The following is a 14,299-nucleotide window of genomic DNA, read 5'->3' as shown; positions in this document are numbered from 1 at the left end:
ATCTCTTCAGGAGTATGCTGATTTGGATGGGAATGGGGACGTCTGGAACGGTCACGCAGGGAATCCCAAGAGCCATCATAGCGGTTTTTCCAGCGATAAATATACTGGCGGTTGGTCTTATATTTTACGGCCGCTTTGGTAACTCCATATCGTTCAGCGTATTTAATAAGTGATAGACGGTATCTCATATCTTGTGTTATACTTGCCATGCGAGGATGCTCCTTTATGTATTTTTGTTTTGTGGTGATTCAAATATAACACAAAGTGAGCCTATCCTCGCTTTTTAAATATTCAGTTGTAACACATGTATTGTAATCCTACAGAACCAAAAAATGTCACATCATTCCTAAAAACGCACACGAATCCATCCATCTTTTGCAAAAGCGCACTGGACATTGACGCCGTTTTTCTGCATATAAAAAGCCTGTGCCAATACTTCTTCCGAAATCCGTTCCCCTGGTGCAACAAGAGGAATTCCAGGTGGATACGCCCAAAGAAAATCTGCCGCAATTTTTCCAAGACTGTCTTGTAGCATTACCTCTGTTGTTTCTCCCTGCAAAGTCTCTTCCATACCGCATACCATCTGCGGAAGCACCATCTGCCCTTTCGCCAATGGCTGTTTTACCGGCATTACTTCTTTGTCAATTTCCAGCATGGCTTTTGCCAGCCGTTCCATTCCTTCGTCTGTATCGAAAATGCTGGTCATTGCCAATGTATGCAGAGATAAAGACATTTCCATTTCCAACTCATATCTCTCCCGCAGGATGTCAGAAAGTTCCACCCCTGACAGATTGCAGTTTCCTGTAAAAAAGAGGAGTTTTCCTCTGTCGTGACCAAACACAAAAGAAGAATTTTCCGGCTGATACAGCCTGATATGTTCCAGTTTCTCCATTTTTTCATAAAAAGATGCCAATCTTTTTTCATAAGCCGCAAAAAGACTTTCTCTCTCCCGTTCCAGTAAAGAAATGCATCCATCCATTTCCGCCATGAACACATAAGAAGGGCTACTGGTCTGGAATACAGAAAGTTGTCTGCCCACTTCCGTCACATACACCTGTTCTGTGCAGACATGGAGGATAGCTGTCTGGGTGGGACAAGGAAGTGTCTTATGCAGACTTTGTACCACCACATCCGCCCCCAAATGGACTGCCGTATCTGGAAATCCTTCTTCACAAAAACCCAAATGAGCACCATGGGCTTCATCCACCAGAAGGTATGCACCATACCGATGGGCAATTTTCGCAATTTCCGCAATATCACTGACCACACCTTCATAGGTGGGACTTGTAAGAATCACTAGATTGCAGTCAGGATGTTCCTGCAAGTGTTTCTCTACAGTTTCTGGCTGAATACTGCCGGAAATCTGCATTTCTTCCACCCATGCCGCCTGCATATATACGGGATGCAAACCACACAATTCCACAGCATGATATACCGCCCGATGGCATCCTCTTGCCATCAGAACTTTGTCACCGCGCTTTGTCAAAGCCCGAATGCCTGCCAAAAGTCCAGCACTGCTGCCATTTACCAGAAAAAAGCTTTTTCTGCTGCCCCAAAGTTTTGCTGCCCGTTCCATGGCTTCCGCCAGAATGCCTTCCGCATGGTGAAGATTATCAAAGCCATCAATTTCCGTAATATCTAAATCATAAGGAAACAGGCTGCCCGGCTGTTTCTGCCGTTTATGTCCCGGCATATGAAAAGGGTACGCATTTCCTGCTCCGTATGTTTTCAGTCGTTCTCGTAAATCCATCTTGGTTCCTCCTGTTCTTCCTCCGATTATACCGTATCCGCTACAAACTGAAAAGCAAAACAAAAAGAACCTTCCAAATTTCCATAAAAAAATCTTTCTCCAAAAATATGAAGAAAGACTTTTTTCTTTAAGAGTACATTGCTTCTTTCGCGCGAATCAAAGCATATAAAGTTTCATTGATAGGTGTCGGCACACCATATTTTTTGCCAAGTTCCACAAGTTTCCCAGAGAAGGATGCCACTTCTGTCAATCGGTGGGCTTCCACATCCTGCAGCATAGAGCATTTTCCCGCAGGACTCCATTTATGTACACTTTCCCCAGCGGCAGTTACATCTGCCGGATGAAGGTCTACACCTGCCGCTTCTGCAACAGCAACCACTTCAGACATAGCAGACAGTGCCATTTGCATAACAGGTTCTTTCTGCTGAAAATCGCCGTAAGTGGCACCCAAAACAGCAGAAACCTGATTGGTACCCACATTGATCATCCATTTCCGCCACTGACGTCTGGTAATATCTGCACAAATCTGGCAGGAAATTCCCCATGAAAGCAGGGCTTCTTTTATGGCTTCCAATACCGCTTCTTCTGCGTCACCAATCTGAATGAGGAAGGTTTCTCCGCAGAACAGTTCGTTGCCAATTTTTCTGGCATCTACATAAACCACCGCAGTCAAAACTGTATTTTCTGGAAAAGCTTCCCGCAGTTCTTCTGAAGCAGAAATACCGTTCATCAGAGGCATCAGGATGGTATTGGGGTCAACATAATCCCTCAGTTCTGCAATGGCTGCTTTCAGCTGCGTATTTTTCAATCCTACCATGAGCAGATCAGGATAAGAACCTTTTTCCCAAATCTTCGGGAAGAATGTTTCCCCACGGGTAAGCAGTCCTTCTTTTTCCATACGTTCCCGTCTGGAATCATGGACAATGACTTTAATTTTATCCAGATTTTCTCTCTGTCTGCACAGCAGGCTGCCCCCAACGGAGCCTGCGCCAAACAAAGCAGCCTGTTCTATCTTCATGCATTTTCCTCCTCATTCACCGGAAATGTACTTACATTGACTTTTGTAAAATCGTCTTTCACTTTATCTGCCAGAGAAAGATCCTGTTTCCCACTGGTAGGGTTTTTATATGCCAGTACCCACATACCTGCGGCTTTTGCGGCACGGATACCATTGGTGGAATCTTCAATGACAAAACAGTTTTCCGGTGCTGCCCCCAACTGTCTTGCAGCTTCCAGAAAAACATCCGGTTCCGGTTTGCTCTTAGGCACCTCTTCTCCGCTGACGATTTTGTCGAAATATGGCAGTAATCCGATGGTTTCCAGTATCCAGCGAATCAGTTCCGGATCTGTGGAAGACGCCAGTGCAACAGGATAGCCTGCCGCGTGAATGTTTTCCAGCAGTTCTTTGGTGCCTTTAATGGCATGGGCATTGCTTTCCACAAACATCCGGCGCACAACACCTTCCCGGTATGCCATCATTTCTTCCGGTGTTGCCTGCACATGAAAAGCTTCCTGATACATAGGAAAACGCACAGGGTTTGTGGTTCCTGCAAAAGGTTCCACATCCGCTCTGGTCAGCTGCACACCAAAATGCGCCAGTGTTTCCAGATCAGCGTCATAATGGACAGGCTGGCTATCAATGAGCACACCGTCCATATCAAAAATAAAAGCATGTTTTTTCAAATGAAATCCCCCTCTCTTTGCAGTTCGATTATAACGAAAAAAAATGGATTCTGAAAAGAATTTTTTTTGCAGAAAAAAACAGGGCTGGATTTTTCCTACAAAATCCTCCCTGTTTGTAAGTCAATTTCAAAATTATGCTTCTGTTTCTTCTTCATCACCGCGATAATAGGCTGCCGCGTCTTCCGGACGAACGGTATTGATAAAGCAATCTGTGGCGTTTTCAAATCCAGCAAATCCGCCAATACGAGGCAAAATCTGCAAATGCCAATGGAAATCTCCAAATTTCGGGCTATCCATCAAGCAGAGGTTATACCCCACATCCTGCCGCAGCTTCGCAACCTTCGGCAACAGAACATACAGCATTTCTGCCAGATCTGACATTTCTTCCGCTGTCAATTCTCCAAAAGCTTTGCGGTGTGCTTTTGGCATTACCCAAACTTCATAAGGATAACGGGATGCATAAGGCGTAATGGCAAGAAATGTTTTATTTTCATAAGCAATCCGTTTTTTCTGTTCCTGTTCATGAAGCAACATTTCGCAGAAACGGCAGCTTTTTCCCATACCTAAATCCATCATTTTACGGATACGTTCTGGCACAATGGGAACCCCCACCAATTGCCAATGAGAATGCTGGATGCTCATACCCGCTTCCGCACCGCAGTTTTTGAATATCTGGACATACTCCGTATTTTCTTCTGCCCGAATGCTCACATAGCGCATGCGCAGAGCCATCAACACTTCCTGCATATGGTTGAGAGAAAATTCGTCGATGGTTTCTCCATGGGTTGGCGTATCTACCAACACTTCATGACGTCCTGTACCAACGGTCTGCTCATAAAATGATTCTCTTTCACTATAAAATCCACTGGCACTGACTGCCGGGTACATATTGGGAAACACACGGATGCTCCAGACACCATCAGCACCATCCTGATAAACAGCAGGTGTTGTCCAGCTTTCATGTCCTCTGCAAAAAGGACATTTCTCACCGGTTTTCCTCTCCGGCTTCGACCAAGTAAATTCATAAGGTCTGTTTTTTCTGTTTTCCGCGTATAGGGTCCATTCTCCCGTAAAAGGATTTCTTCGGAATTCTGACATATTCTCACACCCCTGTTATCATCCTTTTTGCTGCAATGTCCAATATTCGATACCATCAAACACGTTGATTCGTGTGGGATGGATTTCACCGCCTACATAAGAAGAAGTCAGCAAAACATCCTGTCTGTAAGCAATGCTCACATAAGGCAGTTCTTCCGCCAGTTTCTTTTGCAGGTTACTGTATGCCAGCAGTGTCTGCCCTTCCCCGATGGCACTATTTGCTGTCTGCAGCAGCTGATCCACTTCTTCGTTAGAATAGCCAATATAATTATAATCGCCATCTGTCACAAAGAATGGTGCCAGATTCAATACTTCTGACATTTTCCAGCCGCCTACCACCAGATCAAAGTCTCCTGATGCAAATTTTTCACTGTAAACATCATAGGGCTGGGCATCAATGGTCACTTCAAACCCAATGGCTTCCAGTTCTTCTTCCATACGGCTGGCAATCTGATTGCGTGCTGTATTTTCTTTATTTACCAGCATGGTGATGCGCAGTTCCTCTTTTGTGCCGTTTTCCTTTTCTTTCTCCAGCACACCGTCATTGTTTGAGTCTGCCCAGCCTGCGTTTTTCAAAAGCGTAGACGCCATAGACGCATCGTAATTATAAGGCGCCACATTTTCCTCATACAACCAAGATGCCGGACTGACGGGTGTATTACTCATTTCCGCATATTTCAGATACACGCTTTCATAGATATAATCCTTTGGCACCACATAGGCTACTGCCTGCCGCAGGTTTTTATCCTGGAACAAATCTCTGCCAAAATTGAAACCGATAAAGTCATAAACACCAGCATCAAAGGCAGTTCCTTTCATTTTATCATCGGCAGCCAGATATCTGCCGGCTGATGTAGAGTCTGTCACCATGGTATCCAAAATACCTTGGCTAAAGGAATAATCATCTGTATCGGCACTGCCCGTGATCTTTACCGTGATTGTGGAAATATTCGGCACAGTACCGCTATAGTTTTCATTGGGCACCAGAACCATGGAGGAAGCCATGGTATAGCTTTCCATGCGATAAGGACCATTCCCTACTGGATTCATATTGGCAGCGCTGTCCATTTCCGTTTGACCCTGGTAATGGGCAGCTGGAATAATGGGGAAATACAATGCTGAAATGTTATTGCTGAATGCTTCCCGGAAGTTTACAGTTACACTGTAGGTACCTGTTTTGGTGCAGGAAGCTACATAATTGGTCACATTTTTATATATGGCATCCTCCTCTGACCCTACAATGGTATCATAAGAAAATACCACATCATCGGCAGTCAGGCTGGTACCATCTGCCCATTTGATGTTTTGCTTCAGATTTACCGCCAAGCTCATACCATCTGCTGAAAGCGTCCAATTTTCTGCAACGCCGCCTTCCGGTTTCCCGTTTTCTCCCTGTCCAATAAATGGCAGAAACATCAGTTTCAAAATACGGTCAACGGATTCATCCCGATTCCGCAAGGGATTTAAAGTTTCCGGTACACGCATGGAAAGGGTCAGACCGCTCGCTGCCGCTGTCTGGGCATCTTCCCCAGCAGTAACTGAAAAATCTCCTGTTGTGCTTTCACTGCCGCCACAGGCTGTCAAAAGGAAAACAGCCGTCAATGCCAAAGCCCATATTCTCTTTTTCATGCCATTTTCCTCCTTACACACCATAACGCCACTGGTACACCTGCTGCATCAGGGTCACTTTCTTCACATACTGATCTGTTTCCGCATAGGGGATTTCCTCCAGCGTCAGACCATCTGCACTTTTTTCCTCATCTGCCAGCCACTGGGCAACTTTATTGTGCCCTGCATTATATGCCGCCAGACAAGTAGGGGTATTTCCATTGAATTTCTCATGGAGCCAATGCAGATACCAACAACCAATCTGGATATTTTCGTCCGGGTCCATCACATTCAGATTTTCCGCATCCATACCGTCAATCTGCTGGGCTGCCCAAACAGCTGTATCATCGCTGATCTGCATCAACCCTTTGCTGCCTGCGTGAGATATTGCCTGCGGGTCATATCCACTTTCACAGAAGATCACAGCATATACTAGGGAAGGCTCTACCTGATACTGTGATGCGTATTTGTCCACATATTCCTCGTATTCCAACGGCACAAACCGCGGAACCACCACAAAATATCCGATTGCTGCCACAACACAGAGAAAAAACACCAGTGACAGCAATTTTTTCAAAAATCGAATCATGTTTTCTTCACCTGTTTATTCTTGTAATGTTTTCCATGCCAGAGCAAGCTGCTCCTGCAAATGGGCAAGGTCGCCGCTGTTGTCCAAAACAACGTCGGACAATGCTTTGTATTCTTCCCAAGATTTCTGGTTGGCAATGCGCGCCATAGCAAGTTCATGGCTGACACCATCTCGTTCCATAACTCTCTGGGCGCGGACTTCCGCATCGGCATAAACCACCCAGACGGCATCGCAGAATTTTTCCAGACCTACTTCAAAGAGCAGCGGTGCATCCAATACAATGCAGGAAGCAGTTCCTTCTGCCTTTGCCTGTTCAATCTGCGCTTTCATTTCTGCCACAATATATGTATGGGTGCAACGGTTGAGAAACGCCAGTTTTTCTTCATCGTGAAAAACAATTTCTCCCAGCTTCTTACGGAAAACGGTTCCATCTTCCTGCAAAATATCTTTGCCGAAATATGCCACAATTTCCTCATAGGCAGGTTTGCCTACTTCAACAATCTGGCGGCTCACCAAATCCGCGTCTACAATAACCGCACCCATTTCTTTCAAAAAGCGGCTGACAACGCTTTTGCCGCTGCCAGTACCGCCAGTCAATCCAATGACTTTCATGTTCTATCCCTCTTTTTTATTTGGCATCCAGCCAGTTCTGTCCCTCATGGACATCCACGTCCAAAGGCACAGACAAAGCCACTGCCTGTTCCATATTTTCTTTCAGAATTTTTGCTACAGCTTCTTTTTCTTCCAAAGCTGTTTCGATGAGCAGTTCGTCGTGTACCTGCAAAATCAGGCGGGAACGGAATCCCCCTTCTTTCAGGGCACGATGGACTTTCACCATGGCAATTTTGATAATATCAGCGGCACTGCCCTGAATAGGCATATTCATTGCCACTCTTTCTCCAAAGGAACGCTGGACAAAGTTGCCGCTCTGCAGTTCCGGCATAGCACGTCTGCGATGGAATATGGTAGAAACATATCCCTGTTCTGTAGCTTCTTTGATCATCCGTTCCTGATATTCCTTGATTTTCGGATACTTGGTAAAGTATGCCGCAATATACTGTTCCGCTTCTTTTCTGGTAATACCCAGATCCTGACTCAGGCTGAAAGAGCCGATACCGTAAACAATACCGAAGTTTACTGCCTTTGCATTGCTTCTCTGGAGAGGTGTCACTTCGTCAAAAGGCACATGGAACACCTGAGAAGCTGTCAGGCGATGGATATCCTGCTGATGGCGGAAAGCATCAATGAGGGTTTCATCCCTTGCAATGTGCGCCAATACACGCAGTTCAATCTGAGAATAGTCCGCATCCAGGAAGCAGAATTCCTCAGAACTCGGCACAAATACCCGACGCAGTTCCCGTCCCAATTCCAGACGCACAGGGATATTCTGCAGGTTGGGTTCTGTGGAACTGATACGTCCTGTGGCTGTAATGGTCTGGTTAAAAGTAGAGTAAATCTTATCTGTCTTTTCATCCATCACTGCCAGCAAGCCGTCAGCATAAGTGCTTTTCAGTTTTGCCAGCTGTCTGTAATAGAGAATTTTTTCTACGATAGGCGCATCATTTTTCAGTTTTTCCAGTACGTCGGCGGCAGTGGAATAACCAGTTTTGGTCTTTTTACCGCCTTTCAGACCCATTTTTTCAAAAAGAATCACACCCAGCTGTTTGGGAGAATTCAAATTAAATTCTTCTCCGGAGAGTTCGTAAATTTCCTTTGTAATGGTTTCAATGCTTTCGCCCAGCTGTTTCTGGTACGCCAAAAGTGCCTGACGGTCTACCTTCATGCCCCAGCGTTCCATATCCGCCAGCACATATAATAGAGGCATTTCTACTTCGTAAAACAGTTCTTCCTGTTCATTTTCCTTGATTTTTTCCGCCATGATTTGTTTGCTGCGAAAAGCAACCTCTGCCTGTCTTGCGGCAAAAGCCACACGTTCTCCTTCTGGCAGGCTTTCCAAAGGCTGTTTGCTTCTGCCTTTGCCCAGCACTTCCTCTGCGGAGGGATAGACTTCCTCCAGAAAATCCCTTGCCAAATCGTCATATTCATAAGAATTGCCTGTGGGATTCAGCAAATAAGCCGCCAATGCTGTATCGAAAGAGGCATGGATTTCTTCCACACCAAAAGGAGCCACTGTATGAATGTCCCGTTTTACGTCATGACCGATTTTTACCATATCTTTTGTAGTAAAGAAATCTTTCGCAAAGTCTGCCAAAGTCTGGGGAGGCAATTCTTCTGTGATTTCCAGAAAAACACCTTCTCCCGCATTCTGGCAAACAGACATACCTTTCCATGCACCATCGTCTACCAGCAGGATATAAGCTGTTTCTTTCTGTTCCAAATTTTCAAAGAAGTTTTTCGCTTCTGTCGCTGTTGTGATATGGGCAAAAGCTGTTTCCACTGCTTCTGTCTGGGTTGTTTTCTGTTCAAAACGGGAAAACATGCTTTTAAATTCCAGACGTTTAATCAGTTCATAAGCTTCCGGTGTGAAAATATCAGCTGTTGTCATTTTGGAAAGATCCAGTTCCAAAGGCATATCCCGAATGATGGTTGCCAAGTATTTGCTCAGTCTTGCCTGTTCCTGAAACTCTGTCAGATTTTCTGAAGCCTTTTTGGGCTTGATTTCTGCCGCGTGAGCAATGGCATTTTCGATGTCATGGTACTGCTGGATAATCTTCACAGCGGTTTTTTCACCAATGCTGGGCACACCGGGGATATTATCGGAAGCATCCCCCATAAGGGCTTTTACGTCGATAAATTCCAAAGGTGTCACGCCATATTTTTCCATAACGTCTTTTGCGTAGTAATCTTCAGTTTCTGTGCGTCCGCCTTTTGTTTTAGGAATCCGCACTTTCAGGGTTTCTCCGGCAATCTGCAACAAGTCCCTGTCACCGGAAACCACAACAGGAATCAGCCCTGCATCCTCTGCCTTTTTGGAAAGGCTTCCCAGAATGTCATCGGCTTCATAGCCTTCCTGTTCGTAAATGGGAATATGCATAGCAGTAAGGACTTCCTTCAGCAAGGGCATCTGCTCCCGCAGTTCCTCGGGCATCCCCTTTCGGGTACCCTTATATCCATCAAAAGTCTTATGCCGGAATGTGGGCGCATGCATATCAAATGCCACTGCCAGATAATCCGGCTGGTCTTCATCTAACAATTTGAATAAAATATTGAAAAAACCATAAACCGCATTGGTGTAGCGTCCTTCCGCATTTGTCAGCAGAGGAACCCCATAAAATGCACGGTTTATGATACTGTTGCCGTCAATGAGCATGATTTTTTCAGCCATATTGACCTCCTTATTTCTTCGGATTTCCGGAAAATGCCCAGAAACCTCCATAGTAAAATTTATTATACACCAAAAAGGAAAGAAAAGTATGACAAACTCCGAAAAAAATTTTTACAAAAAAAGAACGAAAGACAACTTACATTTTTCTCTCCATGGCATAAGCTATAAAAACAGAATGTTTCAGGGGGAAAAACATGAAAAAACAAATGGCAATCCTAACAGCGGCTGTACTGACCATTGGCTGTGCCGCCGGATGCAGCCAGCAGGAAGCATCCGCAGACTTAACACCTGTTCGGCTCAATGAGGTGGTACATTCCGTATTTTACGCACCGCAATATGTGGCGCAGGAGCTTGGCTTTTTTGAAGAAGAAGGGCTGGACGTGACCGTTTCTGTTGGCAATGGCGCAGACAAATCCATGACCGCCCTGCTCTCCGATTCGGCAGACATTGCCCTTTTGGGTACGGAAGCTGGGCTGTATGTCTGCAACGAAGGCAAGGAAGCCTATCCCAAAGCCTTTGCACAGCTGACACAAAAAGCAGGGAATTTTCTGGTATCCCGCTCGCCTTCACCTGACTTCCAGTGGACTGATCTGGAGGGAAGCGATGTCATCGGCGGCAGATTAGGCGGCATGCCAGAACTGGTGCTGGAATATGTACTGCGTCAGAACGGTATGGAACCTTTCACCGATGTGGAAATTGTCAATAATATTGACTTCACTTCCACAGCCGGGGCATTTACAGGCGGCATTGGTGACTACACCGTTGAATTCGAGCCCACCGCAACGGCTCTGCAAAACAGCGGCGCTGGGTATATCGTTGCTTCTCTGGGGGCTGCCTGCGGGGAAATTCCTTACACCGTTTACATGGCAAATGATGCCTATATGCAGGAAAATCCAGAAGTCATAGAAGCTTTCACCCGTGCTATCTACCGTGGACAGCAATGGGTAGATACCCACACAGCGGCAGAAATTGCGGAAGTCATCCTGCCTCAGTTCCCTGATTCTGATTTGGAAACACTCACATCCATTCTGGAACGGTATCAGGCACAGGATACATGGAAAACAGACCCCACCTTCTCCCAGGAAAGCTATGAACGCCTGCAGGATATTATGGAGCAGGGCGGCGAACTGGAAAGCAGAGTGCCTTTTGAAGATTTCGTAGACAATTCTTTTGCGGAAAAAGTCACAGCAGCTGATCTTTCCTAAGCAAGAATCCTTTATATGAAAAACAAAAAGCTGGAATCCTTACATTAGAAAAGATTCCAGCTTTCTTATGTTTCCATGATTTTGCAGTTCCGGCACAAGCAAAACAATGTTTTCTGAATAAAAACCTGCTTTTAAATTAAATGCCGTTTTTATAAACTAAAGCCTTTCACCTGGGGGTTTTTCGATAACATTTCTGCCAGTTCCGCGCAATTCGCATCATTATCCCGGCTGACCTGAAGGGTTACCGTAACCGTTTGGTCTTCATGCTTCTCCATGCGGATATTATGAATCATAATTTTCCGGATGGCAAGTTCCCGTTTGACCAAATCCAAACCATCTGCCAGTTCCGCGTGGAATGTCACAGAAATGGTTTCATAAACGGGACCATCCCACTTTTTCAGCACATTATGCATGATGACCTGAATAGCAAGAACCAGAATGGTTGTAGAAATCCCCACAACATACAGCCCGCCGCCAATGGCAAGTCCTGCGCCGGCTGTGGTCCAGATACCTGCGGCTGTGGTCAATCCGCGGATAGATACGCCACGCACAAAAATGACACCTGCGCCCAGGAACGAAATCCCCGTAATAACATTGGCAGCAATTCTGGATGCGTCTACGGTAATATCCCGATAAGCCAATACGTCAAAAAAAGCATATTTCGATACAATCATCATCATAGAAGCCCCTAAAGCCACCAGAATATGCGTCCGAATACCAGCTTCCTTTCGTCTTCGGCTGCGTTCAAACCCAATCAAACCGCCGCAGATACAAGAGATTACAAGCCGCAATACAAATTCCATTTCCCTTCCAATGGCAAAAGAAATATATTCCCAGAGCATATTCTCACCCCGTTTCAAAAGTCCTGCACTTTATTGTATTGATTATATCAGCTTTTCATGATAAAATCAAATTATATTCTTTTGTGATTATATAAAATTTTGTAATATTTTTTCGAAGGCAGGTGAAATTTATGATCGACGCAAAATTAACCACATTACTGACACTCATCGAAGCACAGAGTTATACAAAAGCAGCCCAGATGCTTTCTTTGACACAGCCGGCAGTAAGCCAGCATATTCGTGGATTGGAGCAGGAATACGGCATCAAAATCTTTTTGAAAGGCACCAAAGGAATGGTACTGACACCAGAGGGTAAGATTCTGGAAAAATATGCCCGTCGAGAAAAAGCCCTTTACTCCAATCTGCTCAATGATTTTGAGGCATACCGCAACGGTGTCAACCGTTTTGTCATTGGCATTACTCCTTCTGCGGAAGAAAATATCGTTCCTCGTGTCATTGCAACATACTGCAACCAATATCCCGATACCAAAATCACCATACTGACAGATACCATTCGAAACATCACCAACAAATTAAAGGCTTATGAAGTAGATATTGCCATTGTAGAAGGTCATATTCCGGACAAAGGACTGACTTCTATATTATTGGATACCGATTATCTCTGTCTGATTGTATCGCCGGATCATCCCTTTGCAGACCGGAAAGATGTTTCTCTGGAAGAAGTGAAAAAAGAACGGCTCATTGTTCGCCCCAGAGGTGCCGGTACCCGTCATATGTTCGAAACCTATCTGGAAGGCTGTGGGGAAAGCCTGCAAAACTTCCATGTTATTTTGGAAATCGACAGCGTTTCTACTATTAAAGATTTGGTACAATCCAATCTGGGTGTATCTGTTATTGCCCACTCCACCTGTATTTCCGAAGAACGCAGCGGACGTCTGAAAGTCATTCCCATCGTCAATTTCCAGACATTCCGTGAAATCAATCTGGTATGCCGAGAGGATTTCAGCCAAAAACAGCTGTTGGATGAGCTTTGTAATATCTATCGTACCTGTATGTAAAAAACAAGTAAAATTACCGCCAAAAAAGACATTTTTTCAAATGTCTTTTTTTGTTTTATTAATAATTTAATATTATTGTTAAATAATTATTAATAATTTTTCATTATTGTTATTTTATGTTATACTAAACACAACAAAAAGATTGATTGAATTTTCCAGAATAAAAAGGAGTTGCGATTATGTTACAAGTAAAAGAAAAAATTCCCGGCGTACTGTTATGTTTTTTGCTTGCACTGCCATGCTGGTGGCTAGGGCATAAGCTTCCTGTGATTGGTGCTCCCGTTTTTGCCATCGTTCTTGGGATGATCCTCACACAGATCTTCCGTCAAAAAGGAATGTTCCAGAAAGGCATTCAATACACATCCAAAAAGATTCTGCAGTATGCAGTTATTCTGCTTGGTTTCGGGCTGAACCTGTCTGAGATTGCAATGGTTGGCGCAACTTCTTTGCCCATCATCGTTTCCACCATTGCTACATCCCTGATCGTATCTTATGTCCTGCATCGCTTGATGCATATGGATGAAAACAGCTCCATTCTGATTGGCGTTGGTTCCTCCATCTGCGGCGGTTCTGCCATCGCAGCAACAGCACCTGTCATTGACGCAAACGACGAAGAAATCGCTCAGGCAATTTCCGTTATCTTTCTGTTCAACGTACTGGCTGCCCTGATCTTCCCCTCTCTGGGCGGCGCGCTGGGTCTGACAAACGAAGGCTTCGGTCTTTTCGCCGGAACCGCTGTCAACGATACTTCTTCCGTAACTGCAGCTGCTGCTGCATGGGATGGCATGCACCCCGGCGCAAACACATTGGAAATTGCAACCATTGTAAAACTGACTCGTACACTGGCAATCATTCCTATCACACTGTTCTTGGCTGTATATAAAGCAAGAAGCAAAAAAACAGAGGCTTATGGCGGTTCTTATGAATTGAAAAAGATCTTCCCCTTCTTCATTCTCTTCTTCGTCCTTGCCTCCATCATCACTACTCTGTGCACCATGGGCGGTGTAGACAGCAGCGTTTTCAATCCTTTGAAAACATTATCCAAATTCTTTATCGTCATGGCAATGATGGCTATCGGTTTCAACACCGATATCGTAAAACTTGTAAAATCCGGCGGAAAACCTATCTTCATGGGTCTGTGCTGCTGGATCTGCATCTCCTTGGTAAGCTTGGGAATGCAGGTAGCTTTGGGCTTACACTAATCCCTCTTATTCTCCTA

At 44.9% G+C, this 14,299-nt stretch carries 13 protein-coding genes; 3 read left to right on the top strand and 10 right to left on the bottom strand.

What is annotated here, in order from left to right; all coding sequences use genetic code 11:
• The 9 genes from BUB35_RS12730 to polA all read right to left on the bottom strand — a co-directional run.
• Positions 1 to 209: helix-turn-helix domain-containing protein (locus BUB35_RS12730; protein WP_143158993.1), on the bottom strand; the 209-nt coding region annotated here is incomplete at its 3' end.
• 137 nt (positions 210 to 346) lie between these two features.
• Positions 347 to 1,750: an aminotransferase class I/II-fold pyridoxal phosphate-dependent enzyme gene (locus BUB35_RS12725; protein WP_084730689.1), complete on the bottom strand. Its 1,404-nt coding sequence runs from the start codon at positions 1,748 to 1,750 to the stop codon at positions 347 to 349.
• A 127-nt stretch (positions 1,751 to 1,877) separates the two neighbouring features.
• A complete protein-coding gene (locus BUB35_RS12720) occupies positions 1,878 to 2,768 on the bottom strand; it encodes a ketopantoate reductase family protein (protein WP_072852318.1) in 891 nt (296 codons plus the stop codon).
• On the bottom strand, positions 2,765 to 3,433 hold the full coding sequence (locus BUB35_RS12715; RefSeq protein ID WP_084730688.1) for an HAD family hydrolase: 669 nt from the start codon (positions 3,431 to 3,433) through the stop codon (positions 2,765 to 2,767). Before BUB35_RS12715 ends, BUB35_RS12720 begins: the two co-directional genes overlap by 4 nt.
• A 132-nt stretch (positions 3,434 to 3,565) precedes the next feature.
• Positions 3,566 to 4,531: a galactose-1-phosphate uridylyltransferase gene (locus BUB35_RS12710; RefSeq protein ID WP_072852315.1), complete on the bottom strand. Its 966-nt coding sequence runs from the start codon at positions 4,529 to 4,531 to the stop codon at positions 3,566 to 3,568.
• A gap of 18 nt (positions 4,532 to 4,549) precedes the next feature.
• Positions 4,550 to 6,160, bottom strand: a complete 1,611-nt coding sequence (locus tag BUB35_RS12705) for an ABC transporter substrate-binding protein (protein WP_072852313.1) — start codon at positions 6,158 to 6,160, stop codon at positions 4,550 to 4,552.
• Between the two features lie 13 nt (positions 6,161 to 6,173).
• A complete protein-coding gene (locus BUB35_RS12700; RefSeq protein ID WP_072852311.1) occupies positions 6,174 to 6,728 on the bottom strand; it encodes a lytic transglycosylase domain-containing protein in 555 nt (184 codons plus the stop codon).
• 15 nt (positions 6,729 to 6,743) lie between these two features.
• The gene (gene coaE, locus BUB35_RS12695) at positions 6,744 to 7,340 is read right to left on the bottom strand and encodes a dephospho-CoA kinase (protein WP_072852310.1); all 597 of its coding nucleotides are present in this window, start codon (positions 7,338 to 7,340) and stop codon (positions 6,744 to 6,746) included.
• A 16-nt stretch (positions 7,341 to 7,356) separates the two neighbouring features.
• Positions 7,357 to 10,014 carry a DNA polymerase I gene (gene polA, locus BUB35_RS12690; protein ID WP_072852308.1) on the bottom strand — a complete coding sequence of 886 codons (2,658 nt, stop codon included), beginning with the start codon at positions 10,012 to 10,014 and terminating at the stop codon, positions 7,357 to 7,359.
• A gap of 194 nt (positions 10,015 to 10,208) precedes the next feature.
• Here polA and BUB35_RS12685 point away from each other — a divergent pair, with 194 nt between their 5' ends.
• On the top strand, positions 10,209 to 11,219 hold the full coding sequence (locus tag BUB35_RS12685; protein ID WP_072852306.1) for an ABC transporter substrate-binding protein: 1,011 nt from the start codon (positions 10,209 to 10,211) through the stop codon (positions 11,217 to 11,219).
• Between the two features lie 149 nt (positions 11,220 to 11,368).
• Here the strand turns inward: BUB35_RS12685 and BUB35_RS12680 are convergent, their stop codons facing one another.
• Positions 11,369 to 12,061, bottom strand: a complete 693-nt coding sequence (locus BUB35_RS12680) for an MgtC/SapB family protein (protein ID WP_072852304.1) — start codon at positions 12,059 to 12,061, stop codon at positions 11,369 to 11,371.
• 131 nt (positions 12,062 to 12,192) lie between these two features.
• Between BUB35_RS12680 and BUB35_RS12675 the strand changes: the two genes are divergently transcribed.
• Positions 12,193 to 13,080 (top strand): LysR family transcriptional regulator, encoded by an 888-nt coding sequence (locus tag BUB35_RS12675; protein ID WP_022255142.1) that lies wholly within the window; start codon positions 12,193 to 12,195, stop codon positions 13,078 to 13,080.
• A 179-nt stretch (positions 13,081 to 13,259) separates the two neighbouring features.
• Entirely contained in the window at positions 13,260 to 14,282 is a 1,023-nt protein-coding gene (locus tag BUB35_RS12670) for a YeiH family protein (RefSeq protein ID WP_072852302.1), read from the top strand.
• Positions 14,283 to 14,299: the final 17 nt, after the last annotated feature.

This window comes from Anaerotignum lactatifermentans DSM 14214 (assembly GCF_900142265.1).
Lineage (GTDB): Bacteria > Bacillota > Clostridia > Lachnospirales > Anaerotignaceae > Anaerotignum > Anaerotignum lactatifermentans.
Note: the sequence above shows the minus strand (reverse complement) of the source record. Positions and strands in the feature narration are given on the sequence as shown.

What these genes read in the sequence shown, in the direction of transcription:
- BUB35_RS12720 (WP_072852318.1), bottom strand. Translation starts at nt 2,768, where the DNA reads ATGAAGATAGAACAGGCTGCTTTGTTTGGCGCAGGCTCCGTTGGGGGC.
- BUB35_RS12705 (WP_072852313.1), bottom strand. Translation starts at nt 6,160, where the DNA reads ATGAAAAAGAGAATATGGGCTTTGGCATTGACGGCTGTTTTCCTTTTG.
- BUB35_RS12700 (WP_072852311.1), bottom strand. Translation starts at nt 6,728, where the DNA reads ATGATTCGATTTTTGAAAAAATTGCTGTCACTGGTGTTTTTTCTCTGT.
- BUB35_RS12685 (WP_072852306.1), top strand. Translation starts at nt 10,209, where the DNA reads ATGAAAAAACAAATGGCAATCCTAACAGCGGCTGTACTGACCATTGGC.
- BUB35_RS12670 (WP_072852302.1), top strand. Translation starts at nt 13,260, where the DNA reads ATGTTACAAGTAAAAGAAAAAATTCCCGGCGTACTGTTATGTTTTTTG.
- polA (WP_072852308.1), bottom strand. Translation starts at nt 10,014, where the DNA reads ATGGCTGAAAAAATCATGCTCATTGACGGCAACAGTATCATAAACCGT.
- BUB35_RS12680 (WP_072852304.1), bottom strand. Translation starts at nt 12,061, where the DNA reads ATGCTCTGGGAATATATTTCTTTTGCCATTGGAAGGGAAATGGAATTT.
- BUB35_RS12710 (WP_072852315.1), bottom strand. Translation starts at nt 4,531, where the DNA reads ATGTCAGAATTCCGAAGAAATCCTTTTACGGGAGAATGGACCCTATAC.
- BUB35_RS12675 (WP_022255142.1), top strand. Translation starts at nt 12,193, where the DNA reads ATGATCGACGCAAAATTAACCACATTACTGACACTCATCGAAGCACAG.
- BUB35_RS12725 (WP_084730689.1), bottom strand. Translation starts at nt 1,750, where the DNA reads ATGGATTTACGAGAACGACTGAAAACATACGGAGCAGGAAATGCGTAC.
- coaE (WP_072852310.1), bottom strand. Translation starts at nt 7,340, where the DNA reads ATGAAAGTCATTGGATTGACTGGCGGTACTGGCAGCGGCAAAAGCGTT.